Here is a 23,533-nt window from a genome sequence, read left to right as displayed (position 1 = left end):
GTCGCGCACGCACGGGGGAGCCGGTGCGGCGTGCGTCGTGGAACACCGCCCCGGGTCCCCTGTCGTGCGGGTCAGATCTGCGTGATCTCCAGTTCACCCGCCGCGTACTGCCTGCGCAGCACCTTCTTGTCGAACTTGCCGACACTCGTCTTGGGCACCGCGGCGACGATCGTCCAGCGCTCGGGAAGCTGCCACCTGGCGATCTTGGCTTCTTCTGCGAGGAACAGCCGGAGTGCGCCGAAGTCCGCGGTGGCCCCCTCCTTCAGCACCACGGTGGCGAGCGGGCGCTCCCCCCACCTGTCGTCCGGGACGGCGACGACGGCGGCCTCGGCGACGTCCGGGTGGGACATCAGGGCGTTCTCCAGGTCTACGGACGAGATCCACTCGCCGCCGGACTTGATGACGTCCTTGGCACGGTCGGTGAGGGTCAGGAAGCCGTCCGGGCTTATCGTCCCGACGTCCCCGGTCTTGAGCCAGCCGTCCTCGCTGAACTTGTCGGCGGGGCGCAGCGGATCGGCGTCGGGACCGTTGTAGTAGGCCCCGGCGATCCACGGGCCGCGCACCTCCAGTTCGCCCGCCGACTCGCCGTCCCAGGGCAGCCGCTCGCCGCCGGGGCCGGTGAGCCGGGCCTCGACTCCGGCCGGGAAGCGCCCCTGGGTCAGCCGGTACGCGAACTCCTCGTCGGTGCCCACTGCATGGGCCGGCGGCCTAGCCACCGTGCCGAGCGGGGAGGTCTCGGTCATGCCCCAGGCGTGGCAGACCCGCATGCCGAGCTTGTCGAAGGCTTCCATGAGCGAGGGCGGGCAGGCCGAGCCGCCGATGGTGACCTGGGTGAGGGACGACACCTCACGCGGCCGGGCCGTCAGCTCGGCGAGCAGGCCCTGCCAGATGGTGGGGACCGCCGCGGCGTGCGTGGGCCGCTCGTTCTCGATCATCTCGGCGAGCGGCGCGGGCTGCAGGAAGCGGTCCGGCATGAGGAGGTTGACGCCCGTCATGAAGGTGGCGTGCGGCAGACCCCAGGCGTTGACATGGAACTGCGGAACCACGACGAGCGAGGTGTCCTCGTCGGTGAGACCCATGGACTGGGTCATGTTGACCTGCATCGAGTGCAGATAGACGGAACGGTGGGAGTAGACCACGCCCTTGGGGTCGCCGGTCGTGCCGGAGGTGTAGCACATGGCGGCGGCCTGGAGTTCGTCCAGCTCCGGCCAGTCGTAGTCGACCGGCTTCCCGGCGATCAGGTCCTCGTACTCGTGCACCTGGGCGCCTGCCTCGGAGAGCAGCGAACGGTCACCGGGGCCCGACACGACCACGTGCTCGACCGACTTGAGGTGCGGCAGGAGGGGAGCGATCAGCGGCAGGAGGGAGCCGTTGACGACGACCACCCGGTCGGCGGCGTGGTTGACGATCCAGGTCAACTGCTCCACCGGCAGTCGCAGGTTGAGCGTGTGCAGTACGGCGCCCATGCAGGGGATCGCGAAGTAGGCCTCGACGTGCTCGGCGTTGTTCCACATCAGGGTGGCGACGCGGTCGTCGGCCCGGACGCCGAGGTCCTCGTGCAGAGCGTGCGCCAACTGGGCCGCGCGGGCGCCGACCTGGGCGTACGAGCGGCGCTGCGGCTCGCCCTCACCGGTCCAGGTGGTCACCTGAGACGATCCGTGGACCGTGGATCCGTGGGTCAGGATCCTCGAGATCAGCAGCGGTACGTCCTGCATCGTGCTCTGCACGGCGTCCTCCCGGGGCGACGTTGCCTACGCGGTGGTAGGGGGGTAGCGCATTCTGCGCACATACCGTTCGGTATGTCACTAGCCCTCGGGATGATCGATCAGGGTTCGCTCAGGATGCCTGGCGCACGGGCTCCAGCTCGGGGTCCTCGCGGAGCTTGCCGAGCGCACGGGACACCGCCGACTTGACCGTGCCGATGGACACACCGAGCACCTCGGCCGTCTGGGCCTCGCTCAGGTCCTCGTAGTAGCGCAGGACCACCATCGCGCGCTGGCGTGCGGGCAGCTTCATGACGGCCCGCCACATGGCGTCGTGCAGCGCCTGCTCCTCGGCGGGATCCGCGCCCGGCGTCCCCTCCGGCTCGGGCAGCTCGTCGCAGACGAACTCGTCGACCTTGCGCTTGCGCCACTGCGAGGTCCGGGTGTTCAGCAGGGCCCTGCGGACGTACCCGTCGAGCGCACGGTGGTCCTCGATCCGCTCCCAGGCGACGTACGTCTTCGCCAGAGCGGTCTGCAGCAGGTCCTCGGCGTCGCTCGGATTGGCGGTCAGCGACCGGGCGGTGCGCAGCAGCACCGGCTGGCGGGCCTTCACGTACGACGAGAACGACGGGTACGGGAGGGTCCGCGTCATGGCGTTCGAAGCGCTGGTGCAGACGGGTGTGGTCATGGCTCAACGCTAGGTTCGCCCCGTGTTGCGGCGGATCGGCCGGAGGTCCCGAAGCGGTGTCCCCCTCAGGTTGTAGGCGGGGGGCCGGCCCCACCTCCTGAAGGTGGACGAGCCTGTACGCCCCCTGAGGGTTCATCCCTGAGAGCCGGGCACCGGGGCATCGGTCATCAGCCGTCCGCCGTCAGGATCAGACCCGAGGTGGGAACGCCGGTTCCCGCGGTGACCAGCGTGCGGGCGGCACCGGATATCCCGTTCACCGCCGTGCCGCGCAGTTGCCGTACGGCCTCGGCGATGCCGTTCATCCCGTGCAGATACGCCTCCCCGAGCTGCCCTCCGTGGGTGTTCAGCGGCAGGGTCCGCGAGGCCACGAAGCCGGCCGCCGCGCCGGGCTCGCAGAACCCGAACTCCTCCAGCTGCATCAGCACGAACGGCGTGAAGTGGTCGTAGAGGACGGCCACATCGATGTCCGCGGGCCCCATCCCCGACGTCCGCCACAGCTGGCGGGCCACCACGCCCATCTCGGGCAGTCCGCTCAGGTCGTCCCGGTAGAAGCTGGTCATCTGCTCCTGTGCGCGTCCTGCGCCCTGGGCGGCGGCCGCGACCACGGCCGGGACGTGCGGCAGGTCGCGCGCCCGCTCCACGGAGGTGACCACCAGGGCCTGGCCGCCGTCCGTCTCCTGGCAGCAGTCGAGCAGCCGCAGCGGCTCCACGATCCAGCGGGAGGCCGCGTGGTCGGCGAGCGTGATCGGCCGGCCGTGGAAGTACGCCGCGGGGTTCGTGGCCGCGTAGGCGCGGTCCACGACGGCCACCTGGCCGAACGCGTCCGGCGTCAGCCCATGGGTGTACAGATACCGCCGGGCGGCCATCGCCACCCAGGAGGCGGGGGTGAGCAGCCCGGACGGCAGGGACCAGCCGAGGGCCACGCCCTCGGCCGACGCCTCGCGGTGCTGTACGCCGGAGCCGAAGCGGCGGCCCGAGCGCTCGTTGAACGCGCGATAGCACACCACGACCTCGGCCACCCCCGCCGCCACGGCGAGCGCGGCCTGCTGGACCGTCGCACAGGCGGCGCCGCCGCCGTAGTGGATGCGGGAGAAGAAGGACAGCTCGCCGATGCCGGCCGCCTGGGCCACGGTGATCTCGGGACTGGTGTCCATCGTGAAGGTGACCATGCCGTCCACGTCCGCCGGGTACAGCCCGGCGTCGTCCAGCGCGGCACGCACCGCCTCCACCGCAAGCCTCAGCTCACTGCGCCCCGAGTCCTTGGAGAACTCGGTGGCCCCGATCCCCACGACCGCCGCCCGTCCGCCCAGCCTGTCCTTCGCCCGTACGCTCATCCTGCACCCCCGCCCGGAAGGGTGAGGGTGACCGTGCCCGTGACGTGCCGGCCGATGCCGTTCGAGCCGACCACGCCCACGGTGACCGTGTCCCCGTCGGCCTCCTCGACCGTCCCGGTCAGCACCATCGTGTCGCCGGGGCGGTTGGGCGCGCCGAGCCGGACGGCCACCTTGCGCAGGACCGCGTTCGGGCCGAAGTGGTCCGTGACGTACCGCCCGACCAGGCCGTTGGTCGTCAGGATGTTCATGAAGATGTCGGGGGACCCCTTCCGGCGGGCCGACTCCGGGTCGTGGTGCCCGTCCTGGTAGTCGCGGGAGGCGATCGCCCCGGCCACGATCAGCGTGCGCGTGATCTCGATCTCCAGCGGCGGCAGCCGCGTCCCCACCCGCACCGCACCGGCCCGTGGCCCACCGCCCCTCATCCCGGCTCCTCCCCGAGGCCCATCGGCTCCCCCGGTCGCCCGTCCCCGTCGAGGGGCCGGAAGACCGGGAGTTGCAGCTCCTCGTCGTACCGGTGGAACTCCAGGCGAACGGGCATGCCGATGCGCACCTTGTCGTACGGCACCCCGACCACGTCGGCGACGATCCGCACGCCCTCCGCCAGCGCGACCAGGCCGACCGCGTAGGGAGGGTCGAAGGCGGGGAAGGGCGGGTGGTGCACGACGACGTAGGAGTAGACCATCCCCTCGCCGCCGGCCTCGACCGTGTCCCAGTCCGGCGAGCCGCACGCACCGCACCCCGGCAGCCAGGGGAAGCGCGGTGTGCCGCAGCCGGAGCACCGCTGGATCAGCAGCCGGTGCCGCGCGACACCCTCCCAGAACCCGGCGTTGTCCCGGTTGATCACCGGCCGGGGCCTTCGGGCGCCGGTACCGACGGGGGCGGGGGCGTACTTGAGGATCCGGAACCGGTGGGTGCCCACCGGCGCACCCGCCACCCGTACGTCCATCCGCGTCGTGACGAAGTACCCGGTGCCGAGCTTCGTCCGCTTCCGGTCCGAGACCGACTCGATCACCGCGTCGAACGTGACCTCGTCCCCGGGCCGCAGCGGACGCAGGTACTCCTGTTCGCAGTCGGTGGCGACGACCGAGGTGCAGCCGGCCTCGTCGAGCAGTCCGAGCAGCTCGTCGAACGCCTCCGTGCGCCCCGCGTGGCCGGAGAGGCCGCCCATCGTCCACACCTGGAGCATGGTGGGCGGGGCGATCGCGTCCGGACCGGTGTAGGCGGGGTTGGTGTCGCCCAGCACCTCGCACCAGTGCCGGATCATCGGCGCGTTGACCGGGTCCCTGCCGACGCCCGCGACGGCGGCGGGGCGCCCCGCGTACGTCCTGAGACGCGCGGCCGGCCCCTGCTCCGCCGTGGTGGAGCGTGCCGAGACGTCCTCCTCGCCGCTGTTCGGCATGACCATCGGGCCTCCCGGACCTCGTTGCGGAGACGGGGTTGTTCCTCACGACGATACCTGACTGTCCGTCAGATACAGTGGCCTGTCAAGGTCGCGGTACCCCCTGGGGACACCCACGGACATGGGAAAACGTCCGCGCGACGACACCGAAGTGCCGCCGCGCGGACGTGTGATGACCCTGGAAAGCACACACCATGGGAGTTCAGGGCCGGCGGGCGCGCACCGGCCCCTTGCTCACCACAGCTTGGTGAAGTTGATGGCCACTGTCTCGTTCCTCTGGTCGATGGCCGTGAACGCCGAACCGTTCACCTGGGCGGTGTTGCTCCGGTTCGAGGCACCGAAGCCGACCGCCTGCTGCTGCGTGGTGGACGAGTTTCCCCTGTTGTCGCGTCCGACTCCACTGCCGGTGATGCTCGCGGCTGCCGCGTTCGATCCGTCGTCCGCGAACGCGCCGTTGTCCGCCGAGGCGACGCCCGCGAAGAGAGTGGCGGCGAGCGGCAGGGCAGCGACGACGGCGAGGACACGAGCGGTACGGATGATTGCCATGTGTTTCCTCCAGAACTCCGTACGATCCGGCCTGGTCACCGGGTTGTACGTGAAGTAGGGCTGCTTCCGGGGCAGTTGGCCGACCGCCTCGGACGAGGTACGACGTCGCGACTTCAGAGTTGCCCACCGATTCCCCGGCAAATCGCCCATTGCCCGGCGATCCCTCTCAAGCGTGAGAAAGTGTCGATAAACCCTTTTCGCCACATTCCCACATCGTGAACCCCGCCGGACCCTCTTCCTTTTTTCGAACGTACGTACGAACATGGAGGCATGGCCACCATCGATCGGAAGGCCACCACGCTGGCCCTGGCCCATGCCCTGTCCGCCGCGGAACGCGGACTGGCGGTGATCCCGCTGTCCCGGACGAAGCTGCCCGCCCTGCGCTCCCCCCATCGCGACGACCCCGATCCGACCGCCCCCACCTGTCACGGCGAGTGCGGCCGTTTCGGGCACGGGGTCTACGACGCCTCCACCGACCCCCGCCGCATCCGGGAGCTGTTCGCCGCCGCGCCCTGGGCCACCGGCTACGGCATCGCCTGCGGCCTGCGGCCCCACCATCTGATCGGCGTCGACCTCGACACCAAGTCCGGAACCGACTCCTCGGCCGCACTGCGCGAACTCGCACTGCGCCATCTGTTCACCATCCCGGAGACGGTGGTCGTACTGACACCGAGCGGCGGCCGCCATCTGTGGCTGAGCGGCCCGCCGGACGTCGTCGTACCGAACTCGGCGGGCCGACTCGCCCCCGGCATCGACATCCGCGGTGCCGGCGGCTATCTGGTCGGCCCCGGCTCGCGCACCGAGCGCGGGGTGTACGGCACGGCCCCGGGCACCGCCCAGCTGACACCCGCGCCCTGCCCTCCCGCCCTGCTGCGACTGCTCCTGCCTCCGCCACGCGTCGCCGGCCGCCATGCCCTGCCCCCGTCGGCCGACAGGCACGGGCAGGGCCTGGTCCAGTTCGTCCTCGCCGCGCACGAGGGCCAGCGCAACACCCGCCTCTTCTGGGCCGCCTGCCGGGCGTACGAGAACGGGATCGGCCCGGAACTCGCCCCCGCACTGGTCGACGCGGCGGTCCGCACCGGCCTCACCGAACGCGAGGCCCGCTCGACCGTCGCATCGGCGGCACGGATGACGGCGTGAGGGTGCCGGAACCCGGGGGCCCGGCGACACGGCGCCGGGCGGGGGCCGGGGTCCGCACGGCCGCCCGGCGGCCCGCGCCGTGCGGTACGCGAGGTCTCAGTTGGCCGGCAGCACCTGCTGGCACCAGATCGTCTTCCCCTTGGCGTTGTGCCGGGTTCCCCACTTCTGGCTGAGCTGGGCGACCAGGAGGAGGCCCCGGCCGCCCTCGTCGTAGGTGCGGGCACGACGCAGATGAGGAGCGGTGCCGCTGGCGTCGGAGACCTCGCAGATCAGCGCGCCGTCGCGGATCAGTCTGAGCTCGATCGGGGGCTCGCCGTAGCGGATGGCGTTGGTGACCAGCTCGCTGACGAGCAGCTCGGTGATGCAGGTCGCCTCGCACAGCCCCCAGGCGTCCAGTTGCTCGACGGCCTGCTTCCGTACCCTCGCCACCAGGGCCGGGACAGCGGGTATGTCCCAGCTGGCGACCCGGTCCGAGGTGAGCACACGGGTGCGGGCGAGCAGCAGCGTCACATCGTCCCCGGGGCGGTCGGTGACGAGGGTGTGGATGATGGAGTCGCACGTGGCCTCGAGCGAGGCCGCGGGCGCCGCCAGCAGTTCACGCAGTTCGCTCACGCCGTCGTCCAGGGCGCGCTCCCGGGTCTCGACCAGGCCGTCGGAGTAGAGGGCGAGCACGCTGCCCGCGGACAGGTCGAGCTCGGTGGTCTCGAAGGGCAGACCGCCCAGGCCGAGCGGCGGTCCCACGAATCCGGCGACAAGGTCCACGGCGCCGTCCGGGGTGAGCAGGACGGGCAGCGGATGGCCGGCCGAGGCCAGCGCACAACGGCACGAGACCGGGTCGTAGACGGCGTACAGACAGGTCGCCCCGACGTCGCCGGCCGCTCCCACATCGCAGGGCCCCGCCCCGTCGTTCCGGGCGGCGCCGGGGCGGTCGTCCTCGGCGAAGTGGAGGACGAGGTCGTCCAGGTGGGTGATGAGCTCGTCGGGCGGCAGGTCGAGGTCCGCGAGGGTGCGCACGGCGGTGCGCAGCCGTCCCATGGTGGCGGACGCGTTGATGCCGTGGCCGACGACGTCCCCCACGACGAACGCGACCCGGTGGCCGGAGAGCGGAATCACGTCGAACCAGTCGCCGCCCACCCCGGCCTGCGCACCCGCGGGCAGATAACGGAAGGCCACGTCCGCCGCCGTCTGTCCGGGCAGTTGCTGCGGCAGCAGACTGTGCTGCAGAGCCAGCGCGGTCGACCGTTCACGGGTGTACCGACGCGCGTTGTCGATGGCCACGGCGGCCTTCGCGGCCAGTTCCTCGGCGACCTCCGGATCGCCGGCGCCGAAGGGCCGACTGTCCCGCGTACGCCAGAAGTTGACCGTCCCCAGCAACATGCCCCGCGCCCGCAGCGGCGCCGTGACCAGCGAGCCGAGTCCGAAGTCCAGCACGGTCTCACCCCGCTCCGGGCTCGGTGACCGCCATGCGGTCGACGCGAGCAGATCGGGCTCGCTCCATGTGACCGCGCCCGGGAGCCCGCAGGCCGCGGGAGTCGGGGCGACGGGCCCGGTCGACATGTCCGAGGGATGGAACGGATGGTCCTCGCCGACGCCTCCGACGGCCACGCGCAGCAGTTCGGCGGAGCCGTTCTCGGGCTCCTCGCCGGCCAGGACCGACGCCGCCAGGTCGACGGTGACGAAGTCGGCGAACCCCGGCACGGCCACCTGCACCAGCTCCTCCGCGGTACGCTCCACGTCGAGACCGGTGCCGATGGACCTGCTGGCCCGGCAGAGCAGGTCGAGGTGACCATGAGCGGCCTGCGCCCGTCTGCGCTGGGCCCGGCCGCGAACCGCCAGCTCCGAGACGGCGACTCCGATGACCAGCAGCAGCAGAACCGTCCAGGCGTTCTCGGCACTTGCCAATGACAAGTCGTTCCACGGCGGGACCAGGAAGTAGTCGAACCAGACGGTGGCCGACACCGCCGCGAGGGCGCCCGCGAGTCGATGGCCCTGGGCGGCCACGGCCACCACCACCGCCACCAGGACGAGGGCGGCGTCCACGCCGGGGAACATGGTCCGGAACGGCACCAGCACCAGGCAGACGAGGAGTGGCGCCACCAGGGCACACACCATGGCCGCCGGGCCACCCCTGATAAACCGCACAAATTCACCATACCCACTGATAATCGTTCACCGGATCGGGAAGCCGCGGGGCGGTGTCACGGCCGCCGCCGTGACGGCCGGCGGGTTGCGTCCCCGGTGGATCCGCCGAAGCCGCAGAGCCCCGCACGCCGGAGCCGTCCTCCCCCGTACTGGACAGGCGGCCAGGCCTGCCGTTGATCACGGCACTGGCGGCGGGGGCCCTGCGACCCACCCGTCAGGGCCTTCAAGAGGCTCCGACGGGGGCTTTCGCGCCCCTCGGTTCGATGCGCACGGCGTTTTCGATGGGCACGGCGTCTTGGTGATCACGGTCGAGTTCTCGTGCCGTCCGGAATGCCCCTGCGCCGAGAAGGGGCCCGCGACGGGCAACCCGGCGGGGTCGGGCCGGCGATCGCCGCCCGTCCGTCGGGGTGCGGCATCAGCCTGCCGTCCGATCCCGGCCGCGTCATGAGCGGTCCGCGCACTCGACTTGGCTCACAACGCACTTCCGTTGTCCCGGACCCCCGAGGACGCTCGTACGCACTGCGCAGCGAACGGCACGTACGAGGGAAGGTCATGCTGACCACAGTGCTGGACACCACCCATCTGCCACCCACGGATCGGGCGGCAGCCTGGATGGAGACCACGGGGGAGGCCCTGATGGCCACCCGCATCAGGTTCGCCGTCGAGCCGGAACGGATCGAAGCCCTGATCAAGACCATGGACCTCGGACCGGCGCAGCTGTCGCTGATGTCCTACACCCCTCTGCTGTCCCAGCGCACTCCCCGGCTCATCCGCCGGTCCGATCCCGAGATGTTCCAGATCGCGCTGACCCTCTCGGGCCGGCAGAGCATCGAACAGGCCAGGTCCCAGGCCTCGGTCGGCCCCGGGGACCTGCTGCTGTACGACAGCTCCCGGCCGTTCACCGCCATCGCCGGCCCGGACCCGTCCGGGGCACGGGCGATGCTGTTGCAGTTCCCGCGGCGGCTCCTGCCCCTGCCGGAGCAGGTCGTGGCACCGCTGTGCGGAACGGCGCTTCCCGGGCGGGAGGGGGTCGGACGGCTCCTGCACGTGATGCTGACCTCCCTCGCCGACACGCACGCGGAACTGACCCCGGCCGACCGCGCCCGGGTGGGCACCACCGCCCTCGATCTCACGGCGGCCCTGCTCGCCCACCACTGCGACCGGGACACCCTGCTTCCCGCAGGGTCACGGCAGCGTGCGCTGTTCGAGCGGATCAGCGCCTACATCGGCGCGCACCTGCACGACCCCGCACTCACACCGGGCTCGCTGGCCGCGGCGCACTACATCTCCACGCGCTATCTGCACCGTGTCTTCCAGCTGCACGGCACCACGGTCGGCGACGTCGTCCGGCAGCAGCGCATCGCCCGCTGCCGACGTGACCTGGCCGACCCCTCCCAGCGCACCGTCCCCGTCAGCACGATCGCCCTGCGCTGGGGATATCCACGACCGTCCGACTTCACCCGCGCCTTCCGCGCGGCGGTCGGCATGACCCCCGGCGAGTTCCGCGCCTTCGCCCAGGACCCGGACGGCACGCGCGGCTAGCGACGCCGGTGCGTCGGGGATGCCCCGGTCTCGCTGCTCCGCCTTCCGCCGTTGCCGCAGCGGCGCGCCTCCACACCGCCGGGACCGCCGCACGCCGTACGGCCCGTGGCCGCCGTTCCCGTCCTATCTGCGGATGTCCAGGACGGACATCATGCCCATGTCCTCGTGGTTGAGGAGATGGCAGTGCAGCACGGTCCGTCCGGTGAAGTGGTCGAAGCGGATCCGCAGGACGAGCTTCTGGCCGCGCGGCACGTTGACCGTCTCGTGCCAGGCGCGGGCGGGGTCCACCGCCTTCCCGTTCAGGGACATCACCTGGAACTGGTTGGTGTGGACGTGGAAGGTGTGGTCCTCCTGCGTGTCGTTGCGCACCGTCCACTCCTCGACGGTGTTGAGCCGGGAGACGAAGTCGATGCGCTTCGGGTCGTAGTACTTGCCGTTGATGTAGAACCGCGTGCCCGCCTTGTTCTCGGTGTAGATCATCGCCTTGCGGCCGGCGATCCTGGCGCGGGTGAGATCGGCGAGAGGGCCGAAGAGGGACGGGATACGGGCCCGGACCATGGGGGGACCTCCGGTGACGACCGTCGCCAGGTTCGCCTGCGGGAAGCTGTTGCCCGCCGGTCCGGTGTAGAACGGCTGCGTCTCCAACTGGGCGGTGCCGGCCGGACCCCCCTGCACCAGCACGTCGTACCGGGCGGCGGCCGGGACGATCAGCGTGTCCACGGAGTAGATCCGGTGGACGGGCCTGCCGTCCTGGGCGACCACATGGAAGATGGCGCCCTTCAGACGCAGTTTGTAATAGATGTTGGCGCCGATGTTGGCGACCCGCCACAGCTGGGTCTCGCCCGGGCGGATGCGGATCAACGGATTCTGCTGGCCGTTGACCGTGCGGTTGGTCTTCGCCCCGATCGACAACGGATGGATCTTGATCTCGTTGCCCTTGATCTGGTTGTCCTTCAGGGCGATCACGCGCTCGGTGATGTTGCGCAGGTGCCTCGGCAGATAGGTGCGCAGGCCGTCGACGACGATGAGGCCCGACTCGCCACCGGCCACCTGGGCGGCCGAGTGCATGTCGATGTGCGAGTGGTACCAGTACGTGCCCGGTGTGATGCTCCGCGGCATCCGGTAGGTGTAGTCGTAGGTCGCGCCGGGCCTGATGGAGATGAAGATGTCGTCGGCGGGCCGGCGCGGTGAGACGTTCAGCCCGTGCGCGTGGAGATTGGTGTTCGCCGTGACACCCTGCCACTCGGCGCCGACGCGGTTCACCAGCGTCAACTCGATGCGGTCGCCCGGCCGTACGCGGAGTGTGGGCGGCATGTAGCGGCCGTTGTAGGTCAGCGCCCACAGCCGGCGGTCGCCCACCCATACCCTGCGCCGCTCCACCACGAGGGTGGTCCGCAGCACCCCGTGACGGCTCGCCACCTCCGGGGGGTCGAGAAGATCGGCACCTCTGAGCCGTGCCCCGGACGGCGTCGCACCCAGCGCCGCCGGCTTGGACGGCGGCGCCGCGTCACAGCCGGACAGCCAGGACAGGGCGAGCGCCAGGCAGGCGAGGGTCCCGGTCGTCTTGGACCATGAGCGCATGACAGTCTCTCCGGGGGTGGCGTGCCGTGCTCGGGTAGTCCGAAGCCGGATGAGCCGGACATGACGCGGGTCATGCGGGTTCATACGAGGTCGGGGCGGGACCGCCGCAGGTGCTTCGGACCGCCATCCGGGGAGAATAGTGGGAATGGTCCATTTTTGTGATGTGACGCGCCACGACAGAAACGGTGTCAGGCGGACCGGTTCTCCGCGCTGACCATCCAGGCGTACTTCTCCAGCGAGTCGATGATGCCGTGCAGCAGGTCGGCCGTGGAGGGGTCCTCGCTGTCGACCTGGTCGTGATGCGTGCGCACCGTGTCGACCGTGGCGCGCAGCCGCGCGGTGACGAGATCGACCACCGCACTCACGCTCCGCGCCCCCTCCGGGAACGCGGGCAGTGTCGTGCTCGCCGCCACGGTGTCGGAGCGGCCGTCCGGCCAGGCCTCGAGAGCGCGCATGCGTTCGGCGATCGTGTCGGCGAACTCCCGTGCCTCGTCGACGATTTCGTCGAGCTGCAGATGGAGGTCCCGGAAGTTGTGGCCGACGACGTTCCAATGGGCCTGCTTGCCCTGGAGGTGCAGTTCGACAAGATCCACGAGGATCTGCTGCAACGCTCGGGCGAACTGCGGCGAGGCGGTGAATCCGGCGACCTCGGCCTCCGGACGTCGGGAACCCCCGGGCGATGCGGTCATGGCGTGCCTCCTCGGAAAGGACCGAACAGCAGCCCCCGGAAGAGGAGGCCCGTTGACCTACACGATCAAGCCTAGGGAGGCTCCTCTCCGCCGCCACTGCGCCTGATCCGCTCGGGCGACACCGGGAACCCGGACGAGAGAGTCCGGAAGGCCGCAGGTCGGCGACGGACGGGCACCGCCGTCCGAGGGGTCCGTGGGCGGCCCGGCTGCGCGTATCCGTGGCGGCCGGCGAGCGTGCTCAGTGGTGACCGCGGCATCTCGTGCGCACAACCGCTGCGGGCCCGCGGGCGGCTCGTACGCGGACACCGAGGCCGAACTTCCTGCTCGGCGGGGCCTGCTGGGCCGTGGTCGGGGCAACAGTGGCTACGCTCTCGCCGTCGACAACGGGGAGGGGAAGATCGTCATGGCCATGGGAGCATCGCTGCCCGGCAGAGAGTGGATGATCAAGGACGCCAAGGGCCGGAAGTACAGCTACGACTCGGAGGAAGAAGCGTTCCGGGAGCTCTCCGACTTCGGGGAGGGCGCCACGGTGTGGACCCGTGATGTCTATCGGGTCCTTTTCTTCACCAGGTCGATGGAGGGCTGGAAGCAGGTCCCGCACCCGCGCGGATAGCGTGCCCTCGCCCGGCCGGGCGTCAGGACGCGCCCCGGGCCCGTGCCGGCCGGCCGACCGTGCTGACGACAAAGGGCCCTTGACCAGTGTGCCCGGTCAAGGGCCCGGTGTCCCGGGTCGGTGTGCGACGTCGGTGGCCGGTGACCCGTGGGAGCTCAGCGCTTGGTGGTGCCGTTGAACAGCGAGCGCGACCAGACATAACCGACCAGGGCGATGCCGGCGCACCAGGCGAGCGAGATCCAGCCGTTGTCGCCGATCTCCGAGCCGGAGAGCAGGCCGCGCAGTGTCTCGGTCATCGGCGTGAACGGCTGGTACTCGGCGAACCAGCGCAGGCCCGGCGACATCGAGTCTGCCGGTACGAACGCCGAGCCGAGGAACGGCAGGAACTGGATCAGCAGCGGCTTGTTGCTCGCGGACTCGACGGTCTTGGAGATCAGCCCGAGCGCCACCGACAGCCAGGTCACCGCGAAGGCGATCGCCGTGAGGAGGCCGGCCGCGGCCAGCCACTCGAGCGGGGTCGCCCCGGACCGGAACCCGACGGCGAGCGCGACGCCCACGACCGGGACCATGCACACCATGGTCTGGATGACGCTGCCGATGACATGCCCCGTCATGAACGACGAGCGCGTGATGTCCATCGTGCGGAAGCGGTTGATGATGCCCTCGGTCATGTCGGAGCAGACCGCGATGGAGGTCGACATCGAACCGGCGGCCACCCCCATGATGATGATGCCGGGCGTCAGGTAGTTCACGTACGTGCCCCGGCCGCCGCCCATGCCGGCGCCGATCGAGTCACCGAAGGCGTACACGAACAGCAGCAGCATCAGGATCGGTGTCAGGGCGCTGCCGAGCCCCACGGACGGATAGCGGATCGCGTGCTTGAGGTTGCGCCGCAGCATCGTCGTCGAGTCGTGCACGGCGTGGGTGAGGGTGCTCATTGCAGGGTCTCCTTGGCGTGGAGCGGGGTGCTGGTGCCGGTTTCGGCGGTGCCGCGGCCGGTCAGGGCGAGGAACACGTCGTCGAGGTCGGGGGTGTGCACGGAGAAGTCGGCCGCCGGGATCCCGGCGGCGTCGAGCCGGTCGATCAGTCCGCGCAACGCGTCGAGGCCGCCGTCGCCGGCCACGCGCAGGGCGAGGTTCTCGTCGTCCCGGGCCGCGCCGGGGAACACGGCCGCCGCGCGCTCGTACTCGTCGGAGTCGGTGAACCGCAGCCGCACATGACTGCCGGGGATCCGCGCCTTGAGCTCGTCGGCGCTGCCCTCGGCGACGATCCGGCCGCCGTCGAGCACGGCGATCCGGTCGGCCAACTGGTCCGCCTCGTCCAGGTATTGGGTGGTGAGGAGGACCGTGGTGCCGCCCGCGACCAGCGAGCGCACCGTGTCCCACATGGTGCGGCGGCTGCGCGGGTCGAGACCGGTCGTCGGCTCGTCCAGGAAGATCACCCGGGGGTCACCGACCAGCGTCATGGCGAGGTCGAGCCGGCGCCGCATACCGCCGGAGAAGGTGGCGGCCCGCTTGTGAGCGACGTCGGCGATACCGAACCGCTCCAGCAACTCCGCCGCCCGCAGGCGCCCTTCACGTTTGCCGAGGCGCAGCAGGTCGGCCATGAGGAGCAGGTTCTCCTCGGCGGTGAGCAGGTCGTCGAGCGCGGCGAACTGTCCGGTGACGCCGATCGCGGCGCGCACCCTGTCCGGTGCCGTGGCGACGTCGTGCCCGGCGACCTGGGCCTGTCCGCCGTCGGCGGCGATGAGCGTGGACAGAATCTGCACGGTGGTGGTCTTGCCGGCGCCGTTCGGCCCGAGCAGCGCGAACACGGATCCGGCCGGGATACGCAGATCGATTCCGTCGAGCACGGTCTTGTCGCCGTACGACTTGCGCAGACCGATGGTGGAGACGGCGGCGGGCGGCTGCGAACCGTCGCCCCGCCTGGACGTGGGCATGACAGATGAAGGCATGGAGCCCTCCCGTTCGAGGGTGAAGTGACCAGAAGGAGTGGGTGAGTTCGCGGTGCGGGCGCTCAGGCCCGGGCGCGGCGCACGTCGATGTTTCCCCAGCGGGTCCGGGCGCGGACCTCGACGGTGTCCTCGGTCTCCGCCGGGGCCTCGGAGGCGGCGAGCGTGTTGCGCACCTGCCCCCGCTCGGAGCTGACGTCGAGCCACGCGGCGGTGCCCTCGCGGACGCCGACCTCGATGGCGCCGTAGGACGTCTCCAACTGGACGACTCCGCGGGCGACCTCGTCCACGCGCAGGGTGCCGTGGGCGGTCGTGGCGGTGACCGAGCCCTCGGCGCGCGTGATGTCGATGTTGCCGTGGGCACCGCTCACCCGCAGGTCGCCGATCGCGGCCCCGACGGTCGTGGTGCCGTGCGAGTTCTTCAGGACGGCGGGGCCGTCGACGGTGCCGACGCGCAGGCTGCCGAAACTGGTGACGACCTCGGCCAGACCCTCGACCCGGTCGACGGTGATCGAGCCGTGGGAGACCGTCAGTTGGAGCGGCCCGGTCGAGTCCAGGCGGACGTCACCGCCCGAGGCCTTCACCCGGACCTCGCCGAGCCGGCCCTCGCCGAGCACCTGGGTCCAGGAGCCGTCCATGTCGACGCGCGAGCCCGTGGGCAGCTCCACCGTCACGTCGACCGCGCCGCTGGGCCCGATGAGTCGGCGCTCCTTCGTCCTGACGGTCAGGACGCCGCTCACGTATGCGACCTCGGTCTGCTCGGCGGCCCGCACGTCCTTGTCCCTCTTCGCGTTGAGGGGCCGGACCTCGACGACCGTGTCGGGGCGGTCGCTCGCGGTGAACCGGATGGAACCGGCGCCCACGTGGGCGGTGACAGAAATCGGTTCGGGAGTGTCGAAAGAAGGCATGGCTGTACCGTCCTATTGAGTCCTTGGGGCGTCCCCGCTGGTGGGACGTGGTGTGGGTGAAGTGGGGCGGGCGGGCGCGGCTAGCGCACCCAGCCCGTGAAGTTCTGTCCGATGCTGCGGGTCTTCTCCGGCGTACGCGGCCGTGTGCCGCCGTCGACCGCGGCCGACACCGCCCGCACCAGCCATGCGTTGACCGACAGGCCCTCGCGGCTCGCGGCCTCCTCGGCACGCGCCTTGAGGTGGGCCGGCAGACGCAGATTGACGCGGGCGGTGCCGCCCTCGTCGGCCTCTGCGGGCGCTTGCACGTTGAGTGGTTCGACGGGCGCCGCCGCCGCTTCCGTGGAGCCGCCGTAGGCGGGCGGCGGTGTCACCACGAAGTCGGGGTCGAGCCCGCGCAGCCGTACGTCGACCGAGCCGGGGGCGAGCTCGCGGGTGATCTCGTCCATCGCGGCGGAGAGCACATTGAGCATGGTCAGGCGGGTCGCCGACTCCAGAGGAGCGGTGAGCCGCTCGGCCAGTTCGCGGGCGTCTTCGCCGCCGGCTTCGGCGGCCACCGCAAGTTCGCGGCGGAGGGTGTCGACATACGGCGTGAGGTCCATGACGTCATCATGGCACCACTATGGCGCCACATGCAAGTCCAAGTGGCACCGCGCATGGGTCATGCTTGAAGAATGGCGATCTGACCTGCGAAACGGTCAGCCGTCCGAGCTGTGCCACAGTGGCGGAATGCGTGCCGATGCGCCACCAGGAGCGCCGATCTGGCACCGTCTGGCGCCACCTGGCACTACTGGACGCCACGCGGTGCCACTCGGTGCCACGCGGTGCCATGCGATGTCCAGGCAGGAATGCGCCGGGGCGAACCCGACACCGGCCGGGCGGGGCCTCGCCCCATGGCGACGGCGCCCGGCTCCGGGTCCCGGCCGATCGGGCGGGCCTACGGGCCGGTCCGGCATGGCGCCCTGCCGAGACGCACCGTGCCCGGATGCTGATGGCCTCCGACCCCAGCGGGAGGGATCATGGACGACCGACCCACACTCAGAGAAGCCCGGCGACCGACGTCCGCCGGTGCGAGCCATGACGCTTCCGGTCAGCCGGGGGTCATCGGCATTGCACTCGCCGCCGTGCTGACGGCCGCACTCGCGCAGGGTTCATGGCAGTGGTTCTCCAGCTACATCGGACTGACCCTCCTCGCGGTGGTCTTCTCCTTCTACCGGCTGCCGACCTGGACGCCCGGCCCCGGATCCGCGTACATGCGGAATCTGACCGCGTTCTCCCTGGTGGTCGGCCTGTGCGTGGCGATCACCCTGGCACCCGCTCTTCAGCGCTGGGCCTGGTTGTTTCCGATGCCGGGCACTCGACGCGTATGTCCTGAGACGGGCAGGTACGCGGGCCTCCAGACAGAAGCGGCACTCGCCGGCCTGGCCGGTCGCGACGGAGCCGCCTTGGCCCACGTACGGGAGACCAAGATCCATGAGGCGGTCGCCGACTGCCTGTCGGCCACCACTACGTTGTGGCTGCCGGTGTACGGGTTCGGTGCGGCCGCACTTGTGGCTCTGGGGGCTTGGTGCCTCGACCGGGCCCGGGCGAGGAGGAACCCGGCCGTGGCCGCCGGTGCGAATCCTCCCCGCGCGGACTGAGCGGATGCGGGCACGCGGCTTTCGATCGCAGGTTCTCCGTGCCGAAGGGACGAGGGGCGGGGCCCTGCGCGCCTGACCGAACAAAGGACCACGCGGGACACCGGGCGACCACGGTACGGGGACATGCCCAAGGCCCCCGACCGATCCACCGGGTCGGGGGCCGTTCGGCTGCGCGGTGGGGGTGGGGTTCGAACCCACGGTGACTCGCGCCGCGACGGCTTTCAGGTCTGCGAGTGGCACGCGGTACCGCGACGCGACCCCCACGCCCCGAATCGGCCGCTCACGAAGATGCCCACGCCGGTGGACAGCGCGATCAAGAGAATCGACGGCAGGCGTTCGAGGGTCACGTGGCGGCCTCCGGCTCCCAACGACACCAGGAAAACAATCGCCGTGAGGGTCACGCCGGCCACGCTCGGCCCACCACATCGCCCGCGTCGGCCGAGTCGTCATGGCGATGTTGTACATCAGAGGATGGACTCACCTCGCGCAGTGACCGTCACAGGGCTCCGGCGTCCCGGGCCGTCCAGACGCTCGGATAGATCGGCCGGAAGCCGAGCTCCCGGCGGATGCGCTGGTTGGACATGATCCCGAACCACGGGTCGGGGTCCGTGAGCTCGTGGAGCCCGGCGGGCACCTCGACGCCGTTGAGCTGGTACAGCTCGACCGTCGTGACAGGGGCGTCATCGGCGATGTTGTAGATGCGGCCGACGATGCTCGGCGCGTACAGCAGACGCATCAGACCCTGGGCGACGTCCGCGTGGTGGGCCATCTGCAGGCGCTGGTGCGGCGCCCAACCGGCGGCCCAATGCAAGGAGTTGGCGAGGTGCGGGTCGCCCTCGCCGTAGACGAAGGGGAGCCGCGCGATGCGCACGTCCAGGCTCTTGAGCGCGAGCAGTTCACGCTCGGCCTCGGCCTTGGACTCGGGGTAGGCGCCCCACATCTCGCCGCCCGGTCGGCTCTCGTCCTCCTCGGTCAGCGGGCGGCCCCGTCCGACGCCGTACACATTGCCTGTACTGACCTGCACGAACCGCGCCACGCCGGAGGCCTGCGCGGCGCGGCCCAGGGCCACCGCGGCGTCCCGGTTGACGGCCCACGCCTCCTCGTCCGGCACCCCGCGGAAGGAGGCGGCGACGTTCACGACGGCGTCCACGCCGACGAGCGCCTCGCCGAGTGTCTCCTCGTCGCGCATGTCTCCTACGGCGACCTGGGCGCCCAGCTCAGCGAAGCGCTCGCCGCGGGTTGCGTCCCGTACCAGGACCCGCACCTGCTCGCCCGGCTGCCGCTGGGCCAGCAGCCTCGGCACGAAGCGGCGTCCGACCTGTCCCGTCGTACCGGTCACCAAAGTCAGCATGATGTGCTCCTCACGCACTGTGTCGCCTGTCGTTGTGACCAGCCTCGGCGGATGCGGGAACGATCGGGAGAGACCTCTTCATCGGGGGACCGGGAGTCCCTGGATAAGCCGGCCGGCCTCCCGCACCCTGGAGAGGTGAACCGAAGCGAACTCGCCGACTTCCTGCGCCGCGCTCGCGCCCGTCTGGACCCCTCCGACGTGGGCCTCACGGCCGGCGCCCGCCGCCGTACGCCGGGGCTGCGCCGCGAGGAGGTGGCCCAGCTGGCCGGCATGTCCGTGGACTACTACACGCGGATGGAACAGTCCCGGGGCCCGAGCCCGTCCCGCCAGATGCTCACCGCGCTGGCCCGCGCCCTGCGCCTGACGGAGGACGAACGCGACCACCTCTTCCACCTCGCCGGCGAACAGCCGCCGCGCCGGGAGGCGACCGGCACGCACGTGCGCCCGGGCCTGCTCCTGGTGCTGGACCGGCTGCACGACACCCCGGCGATGGTGGTGACCGACTGCGGCGAGGTCCTGGCCCAGAACGCGCTGTCACGGGCGCTGAGCGGAGACGTCCTCGCCCGCCCGCCCCAAGGACGCAACATGATCCGCCGCTTCTTCCTGGACCCGGCGGCCCAGGAGCTGTTCCCGCCCGAGGACCGCCCCGAGCGCGCCCGCGAGCGGGTCGCCGGCCTGCGAGCAGTGGCCTCGGCCCGCCCCACGGACCCCGACCCCTCCTCCCTCGTCGCCGAACTGCGCGCCGCGAGCGAGGAGTTCGCCCGCCTCTGGGACGAACACGAGGTCGCCGTACGCCGCGCCGCCACGAAACGCTTTCGGCACCCCGCGATCGGCATCCTCGAACTCGACTGCGAGGTCCTCGTCAACTCCGACCACAACCAGCAGCTCGTCATCCACACGGCCCGCCCGGGCACGGAGTCGTACCTGCGCTTGCAGTTGCTGCGGGTGGTGGGCTTGCAGGACCTGACACCGACGAGCTCCTGAACGCCTGCGCGCCTTTCGAGTTCACTCCGTCCCAACTCGCCGGCAAGCGGACGGGACGGAGCATCGGGAGAAGTTCGCCACCAGGAATCTCGCGGACGCCCGCCGCGCGGAGCCGCTGACCGCGACGCGAAAGGGCGAGCCGTCCGATACCGAGACCGGACCTCCGGTGTCCGAGGTGCACGAGCGAAACCGAACTGGCTGGTACGCCCATGCCCGCGCGCACGCGGCGCGGAAGTGGCCCACTGCGGCGGCAAGGCACCGCGCGAGCATTGCGGAGAGACTCCGGCCCAGGCGGCACCGCCACCACGTGGTCCCTGGCCCCTTGTGTGCCCGACCGGTCGTGAGATCACGGACCGATGCCATGGATGTGGCGAACGGGACTTGTGAGGCCCCTGTGACGTTTGCCGAAGCTCCAGCGCTCCCCTAATGAGGCTTGACGGCCTCTCAAAAAAGCAAGTTTTCGCCCGACTTGAGCCTCAACGGCGCATGCGTTGCGCGCCTGATGGTCAAGATCGAAAACTCCCTCGAGGGGAAACCTTGACGAGAAGTACCACGCCGAGACGCATACCGGCCCGGGCAGTGGGCGTCGTCGCGGCAATGACCGTCGCGCTCACGGCTGCACCGCTGGTGGACACTGCGCAGGCCTACAGCGCGGAGTCAGGATCGCTGAGCTTCGGCGGCGAACCGGGCGAGCCCATTTCAGGCGGTCAGTCGTATGGGTACGAGGCTGGAGCGGTCCAGCTGTTCGACGTCCAGGGCAGCAGGGACGAGAACAGCCTTGCCGTCGCGATAGATGCGAACCAGGGCACGCTCTGGCGTCTCATCGTCGCCGCCCCCGATGGTCAGAAACTGACGGAAGGCACCACGTACACCGGGGCGAAGCAATGGCCCTACGCGCAGCCGGGGGATCCGGAGCTGACGTTCAGCGGGACCGACAAATGGTGCAATACCAACTCCGGCTCCTTCACCATCGAGCACATTGCCTTCGGCCCCTACGGCTACGTCCACGAACTTGACGCCACCTTCGAGCAGTACTGCAACGGATCGACCGTGCCTCTGCGCGGTGCGGTTCACGCGGTCATGCCCGAACCTCCGGTTGAACTCGCCATGGGGATGAACACCGACCCCAATGCCACGGTGAACGTCCCGGACGGTCGGATCACCGTCGGTGGCACCGTGACGTGCAACAAGCCTGCGAGCGTCACGGTCACCGGACAGGTCTTCCAGATCCAGAGGCACGAGACGCCGGGTGCCTCCTATGAGACATACGTGGCCTGTGCTCCGGGCGCGCCCGTCCCTTGGTCCGTCACGCTGACCAGCCAGGAACCCGGCACCTCGTTCCGGCCCGGCACCGCGACGATGCGCGGCAGGGCCCGGGCAGACGACCGGGACTACCCGGTGGCTGTCGACACAGGACAGCAGGAGTCGGAGGTCACGCTTTCCAAGGGCTGACCCCAGGTGGCCGCCCGCGCCACGACGGTTTTTTCAAGACCGCCGCGCCACCGCTCCTCCGACCATGGCTGGACTCCAGCGGAGCCTGCTGGACCGACTCGGATTGAAGTCCTATTGAGACCGCAGCTGAGACCCCTGGGAGAAGATCTTCTCCCAGATTTCTCCCAACAGTCGCAACGGCTGCCTCCCGTTCGGCCGACGTCGCCTACTGGTAGGGGGCCGCTCGGGTACCAGTGGGGGGCGGACGCGAGGCGTACGGGCGATACGTTGACCACACGCCTCGCCGCCCCCTACCCGACTGATCAAGAAGACGGTAAGAACCACGCACCACTTGCGCCCCTCCCTACAACTTTCCGTCTCGACAGGTCGTCCAATTCGCGCCTGGTGCTGATCACTGTGCCGGGGTCTCTTCTGTCCCATCTGGGGGATGTCATGAGTTCTGTCTCCGTCGGGCGTGTGCTGCGTCGCGGAGCCTGCGCCGGAGCCGTGGGGGCGTTGGTCGCAGCCGGTCTCGGGAGTGGGGTCGCCCTCGCCGACGACCAGCCGCAGAGCGATCAGCTGTGGATCCAGGCGCCGTACGAGCAGTCGGTCACCGTCGCTCCGGACGGCGGTGCGGCGCAGTTCCGGTCGCTGGCGCTCGGTCTGTACCACGACAACGACAACTTCACCGTGACCGACGGGCGGCTGACCGTCGACGTCTCCGGCCTCGCCGGCGTCGCGGACGTGTCCTGGCCCGACAACTGCACTCCGAACGACGCCGGCACCGTCGCGGTGTGCGACACCGGGGACGTTCCGACCCGCTGGAGCGCGCAGGTGCAGCTGAAGGTGCAGGCCGCGGCTGGCGCCGTCGTGGGAGCGCAGGGTTCGATCGAGTACTCCGCCGAAGCCACCGGCGGACCCGACGGCACGCTCGTCGCCCCGCAGGACTCCGCGGAGACCTTCGTCACCGTCGGCTCCGGCCCGGACCTCGGCATCAGCGCCCCGCAGGACACCACCGACGTCGCGCCCGGCACCAGCCTCACCGTGCCGTTCTCCGTCACCAACACCGGCAACGAGACCGCCCACGGCTTCAACGTGAAGATGTGGGCGACATACGGCCTCGACGTCGTCACCCGCTACCCGCAGTGCACCTACTCCGGGCCGGACAACGGCGGCGAGTACACGCCCATGACGTACGTGACCTGCTCCTTCGACACCGACATAGCGCCCGGCGCCAGCGTCGGCCTCCCGGAGCCGCTACACCTCGCCGTCACCGACCACGCCCTGTACGAACGGTTCGACTACGAGGTCCAGCCCGGCGGCGACGCCACCGACCTCGACGGCTCGGACAACGGCCGCTCCTGGCACATCACCGCCGACAACACCGCCGACTTCGCCGTGCGCGGCACCGAGGTGAGCGGCGCGGCCGGCGACACCGTCACCGCCGCCTTCCGCTTCGTCAACCGCGGCCCGGCCTGGGTCGGCAACGTCAGCTCCGGCGACCCGGTCGCCGTGATCGACTACTACCTCCCGGAGGGCACCACCGCCACGTCCGTGCCCGACACCTGCCGCAACGCCTGGACGTCCGGCGACGACCCGGCCATCGGCCACTACGCCTGCACCCTGCCGTTGTGGGCCAAGCCGGACCTGAAGGTCAGCTTTCCGTTCCAGCTGCGCATCGACCGCGTCGTCCCCGACGCGACGGGCCGCGTCGTCGTCCACCCCCACTCCGACACGTCCTCCACCTTCGACCCGAACAGCAAGAACAACTCGGCCAAGGTGGTCGTCAACCCGTCCGCCTGACAGCGGTGAGGGGGGCGAGCCCGCGGCTCGCCCACGTAACCGGTAGCTCTAGCTTGACGCTTGGTCAGTTAGCCCTGCGCAGCTTCTCCTG

General features: G+C 70.6%; 22 protein-coding genes. 7 read left to right on the top strand and 15 right to left on the bottom strand.

Annotated elements, in window-relative coordinates:
• Positions 1 to 71 precede the first annotated feature (71 nt).
• The 6 genes from RCR19_RS18990 to RCR19_RS18965 all read right to left on the bottom strand — a co-directional run bounded on the left by RCR19_RS18990 (position 72) and on the right by RCR19_RS18965 (position 5,670).
• A complete protein-coding gene (locus tag RCR19_RS18990) occupies positions 72 to 1,715 on the bottom strand; it encodes a long-chain fatty acid--CoA ligase (protein WP_331269486.1) in 1,644 nt (547 codons plus the stop codon).
• Between the two features lie 121 nt (positions 1,716 to 1,836).
• A complete protein-coding gene (locus RCR19_RS18985; protein ID WP_059127318.1) occupies positions 1,837 to 2,391 on the bottom strand; it encodes a SigE family RNA polymerase sigma factor in 555 nt (184 codons plus the stop codon).
• Positions 2,392 to 2,558: 167 nt separating this feature from the next.
• Complete coding sequence (locus RCR19_RS18980) at positions 2,559 to 3,725, bottom strand: lipid-transfer protein (RefSeq protein ID WP_331266235.1); 1,167 nt, start codon at positions 3,723 to 3,725, stop codon at positions 2,559 to 2,561.
• On the bottom strand, positions 3,722 to 4,117 hold the full coding sequence (locus tag RCR19_RS18975) for a MaoC family dehydratase (protein WP_331269485.1): 396 nt from the start codon (positions 4,115 to 4,117) through the stop codon (positions 3,722 to 3,724). The genes RCR19_RS18980 and RCR19_RS18975 overlap by 4 nt, the downstream gene beginning before the upstream one ends.
• 26 nt (positions 4,118 to 4,143) lie before the next feature.
• Positions 4,144 to 5,130, bottom strand: a complete 987-nt coding sequence (locus RCR19_RS18970) for a bifunctional MaoC family dehydratase N-terminal/OB-fold nucleic acid binding domain-containing protein (protein ID WP_331266234.1) — start codon at positions 5,128 to 5,130, stop codon at positions 4,144 to 4,146.
• Positions 5,131 to 5,358: 228 nt separating this feature from the next.
• Positions 5,359 to 5,670: a hypothetical protein gene (locus tag RCR19_RS18965; protein WP_059127321.1), complete on the bottom strand. Its 312-nt coding sequence runs from the start codon at positions 5,668 to 5,670 to the stop codon at positions 5,359 to 5,361.
• A gap of 270 nt (positions 5,671 to 5,940) precedes the next feature.
• Here RCR19_RS18965 and RCR19_RS18960 point away from each other — a divergent pair, with 270 nt between their 5' ends.
• Positions 5,941 to 6,810, top strand: a complete 870-nt coding sequence (locus tag RCR19_RS18960; protein ID WP_331266233.1) for a bifunctional DNA primase/polymerase — start codon at positions 5,941 to 5,943, stop codon at positions 6,808 to 6,810.
• 96 nt (positions 6,811 to 6,906) lie between these two features.
• On the opposite strand, the gene RCR19_RS18955 is transcribed toward RCR19_RS18960, so the two are convergent.
• Positions 6,907 to 8,907, bottom strand: coding sequence for a SpoIIE family protein phosphatase (locus RCR19_RS18955; protein WP_331266232.1), 2,001 nt, complete (start codon positions 8,905 to 8,907; stop codon positions 6,907 to 6,909).
• 597 nt (positions 8,908 to 9,504) lie between these two features.
• On the opposite strand from RCR19_RS18955, the gene RCR19_RS18950 reads away from it, so the two are divergent.
• Positions 9,505 to 10,494 carry a helix-turn-helix domain-containing protein gene (locus RCR19_RS18950; RefSeq protein ID WP_331266231.1) on the top strand — a complete coding sequence of 330 codons (990 nt, stop codon included), beginning with the start codon at positions 9,505 to 9,507 and terminating at the stop codon, positions 10,492 to 10,494.
• Between the two features lie 123 nt (positions 10,495 to 10,617).
• On the opposite strand, the gene RCR19_RS18945 is transcribed toward RCR19_RS18950, so the two are convergent.
• Both RCR19_RS18945 and RCR19_RS18940 read right to left on the bottom strand, forming a co-directional pair.
• Entirely contained in the window at positions 10,618 to 12,075 is a 1,458-nt protein-coding gene (locus RCR19_RS18945; protein WP_331266230.1) for a multicopper oxidase family protein, read from the bottom strand.
• Positions 12,076 to 12,263: 188 nt separating this feature from the next.
• Complete coding sequence (locus RCR19_RS18940) at positions 12,264 to 12,764, bottom strand: DNA starvation/stationary phase protection protein (protein WP_059127326.1); 501 nt, start codon at positions 12,762 to 12,764, stop codon at positions 12,264 to 12,266.
• A gap of 244 nt (positions 12,765 to 13,008) precedes the next feature.
• Here RCR19_RS18940 and RCR19_RS18935 point away from each other — a divergent pair, with 244 nt between their 5' ends.
• The gene (locus RCR19_RS18935) at positions 13,009 to 13,377 is read left to right on the top strand and encodes a hypothetical protein (RefSeq protein WP_331266229.1); all 369 of its coding nucleotides are present in this window, start codon (positions 13,009 to 13,011) and stop codon (positions 13,375 to 13,377) included.
• Positions 13,378 to 13,532: 155 nt separating this feature from the next.
• Here RCR19_RS18935 and RCR19_RS18930 read toward each other — a convergent pair whose 3' ends face one another.
• The 4 genes from RCR19_RS18930 to RCR19_RS18915 form a co-directional block, all read right to left on the bottom strand.
• Positions 13,533 to 14,315: an ABC transporter permease gene (locus RCR19_RS18930; RefSeq protein WP_331266228.1), complete on the bottom strand. Its 783-nt coding sequence runs from the start codon at positions 14,313 to 14,315 to the stop codon at positions 13,533 to 13,535.
• Positions 14,312 to 15,316, bottom strand: a complete 1,005-nt coding sequence (locus RCR19_RS18925) for an ATP-binding cassette domain-containing protein (RefSeq protein ID WP_331269484.1) — start codon at positions 15,314 to 15,316, stop codon at positions 14,312 to 14,314. Before RCR19_RS18925 ends, RCR19_RS18930 begins: the two co-directional genes overlap by 4 nt.
• A 77-nt stretch (positions 15,317 to 15,393) precedes the next feature.
• A complete protein-coding gene (locus RCR19_RS18920) occupies positions 15,394 to 16,236 on the bottom strand; it encodes a DUF4097 family beta strand repeat-containing protein (protein WP_331266227.1) in 843 nt (280 codons plus the stop codon).
• 80 nt (positions 16,237 to 16,316) lie between these two features.
• Entirely contained in the window at positions 16,317 to 16,835 is a 519-nt protein-coding gene (locus RCR19_RS18915) for a toxin-antitoxin system HicB family antitoxin (protein ID WP_331266226.1), read from the bottom strand.
• Positions 16,836 to 17,252: 417 nt separating this feature from the next.
• Here RCR19_RS18915 and RCR19_RS18910 point away from each other — a divergent pair, with 417 nt between their 5' ends.
• The gene (locus RCR19_RS18910; protein WP_331266225.1) at positions 17,253 to 17,873 is read left to right on the top strand and encodes a hypothetical protein; all 621 of its coding nucleotides are present in this window, start codon (positions 17,253 to 17,255) and stop codon (positions 17,871 to 17,873) included.
• Between the two features lie 221 nt (positions 17,874 to 18,094).
• Here the strand turns inward: RCR19_RS18910 and RCR19_RS18905 are convergent, their stop codons facing one another.
• Positions 18,095 to 18,283, bottom strand: coding sequence for a hypothetical protein (locus tag RCR19_RS18905; RefSeq protein WP_331266224.1), 189 nt, complete (start codon positions 18,281 to 18,283; stop codon positions 18,095 to 18,097).
• An 86-nt stretch (positions 18,284 to 18,369) separates the two neighbouring features.
• Positions 18,370 to 19,224 carry an NAD(P)H-binding protein gene (locus tag RCR19_RS18900; protein ID WP_331266223.1) on the bottom strand — a complete coding sequence of 285 codons (855 nt, stop codon included), beginning with the start codon at positions 19,222 to 19,224 and terminating at the stop codon, positions 18,370 to 18,372.
• 135 nt (positions 19,225 to 19,359) lie between these two features.
• Between RCR19_RS18900 and RCR19_RS18895 the strand changes: the two genes are divergently transcribed.
• From RCR19_RS18895 to RCR19_RS18885, 3 genes are all read left to right on the top strand, one after another.
• Complete coding sequence (locus RCR19_RS18895) at positions 19,360 to 20,208, top strand: helix-turn-helix transcriptional regulator (RefSeq protein WP_331266222.1); 849 nt, start codon at positions 19,360 to 19,362, stop codon at positions 20,206 to 20,208.
• Between the two features lie 597 nt (positions 20,209 to 20,805).
• Positions 20,806 to 21,660: a hypothetical protein gene (locus RCR19_RS18890; RefSeq protein WP_331266221.1), complete on the top strand. Its 855-nt coding sequence runs from the start codon at positions 20,806 to 20,808 to the stop codon at positions 21,658 to 21,660.
• Between the two features lie 432 nt (positions 21,661 to 22,092).
• Positions 22,093 to 23,442, top strand: coding sequence for a hypothetical protein (locus RCR19_RS18885; protein WP_331266220.1), 1,350 nt, complete (start codon positions 22,093 to 22,095; stop codon positions 23,440 to 23,442).
• The last annotated feature ends 91 nt before the right edge of the window (positions 23,443 to 23,533 follow it).

This window comes from Streptomyces sp. WAC07094 (assembly GCF_036320405.1).
Taxonomy (GTDB): domain Bacteria; phylum Actinomycetota; class Actinomycetes; order Streptomycetales; family Streptomycetaceae; genus Streptomyces; species Streptomyces lannensis.
Note: the sequence above shows the minus strand (reverse complement) of the source record. Positions and strands in the feature narration are given on the sequence as shown.

Bases quoted from the DNA above. Each gene is read 5' to 3' on its own strand.
- RCR19_RS18990 (WP_331269486.1), bottom strand. From the start codon at position 1,715: ATGCAGGACGTACCGCTGCTGATCTCGAGGATCCTGACCCACGGATCC.
- RCR19_RS18985 (WP_059127318.1), bottom strand. From the start codon at position 2,391: ATGACCACACCCGTCTGCACCAGCGCTTCGAACGCCATGACGCGGACC.
- RCR19_RS18980 (WP_331266235.1), bottom strand. From the start codon at position 3,725: ATGAGCGTACGGGCGAAGGACAGGCTGGGCGGACGGGCGGCGGTCGTG.
- RCR19_RS18970 (WP_331266234.1), bottom strand. From the start codon at position 5,130: ATGGTCATGCCGAACAGCGGCGAGGAGGACGTCTCGGCACGCTCCACC.
- RCR19_RS18965 (WP_059127321.1), bottom strand. From the start codon at position 5,670: ATGGCAATCATCCGTACCGCTCGTGTCCTCGCCGTCGTCGCTGCCCTG.
- RCR19_RS18960 (WP_331266233.1), top strand. From the start codon at position 5,941: ATGGCCACCATCGATCGGAAGGCCACCACGCTGGCCCTGGCCCATGCC.
- RCR19_RS18950 (WP_331266231.1), top strand. From the start codon at position 9,505: ATGCTGACCACAGTGCTGGACACCACCCATCTGCCACCCACGGATCGG.
- RCR19_RS18945 (WP_331266230.1), bottom strand. From the start codon at position 12,075: ATGCGCTCATGGTCCAAGACGACCGGGACCCTCGCCTGCCTGGCGCTC.
- RCR19_RS18940 (WP_059127326.1), bottom strand. From the start codon at position 12,764: ATGACCGCATCGCCCGGGGGTTCCCGACGTCCGGAGGCCGAGGTCGCC.
- RCR19_RS18930 (WP_331266228.1), bottom strand. From the start codon at position 14,315: ATGAGCACCCTCACCCACGCCGTGCACGACTCGACGACGATGCTGCGG.
- RCR19_RS18925 (WP_331269484.1), bottom strand. From the start codon at position 15,316: ATGCCCACGTCCAGGCGGGGCGACGGTTCGCAGCCGCCCGCCGCCGTC.
- RCR19_RS18920 (WP_331266227.1), bottom strand. From the start codon at position 16,236: ATGCCTTCTTTCGACACTCCCGAACCGATTTCTGTCACCGCCCACGTG.
- RCR19_RS18915 (WP_331266226.1), bottom strand. From the start codon at position 16,835: ATGGACCTCACGCCGTATGTCGACACCCTCCGCCGCGAACTTGCGGTG.
- RCR19_RS18910 (WP_331266225.1), top strand. From the start codon at position 17,253: ATGGACGACCGACCCACACTCAGAGAAGCCCGGCGACCGACGTCCGCC.
- RCR19_RS18900 (WP_331266223.1), bottom strand. From the start codon at position 19,224: ATGCTGACTTTGGTGACCGGTACGACGGGACAGGTCGGACGCCGCTTC.
- RCR19_RS18890 (WP_331266221.1), top strand. From the start codon at position 20,806: ATGACCGTCGCGCTCACGGCTGCACCGCTGGTGGACACTGCGCAGGCC.
- RCR19_RS18885 (WP_331266220.1), top strand. From the start codon at position 22,093: ATGAGTTCTGTCTCCGTCGGGCGTGTGCTGCGTCGCGGAGCCTGCGCC.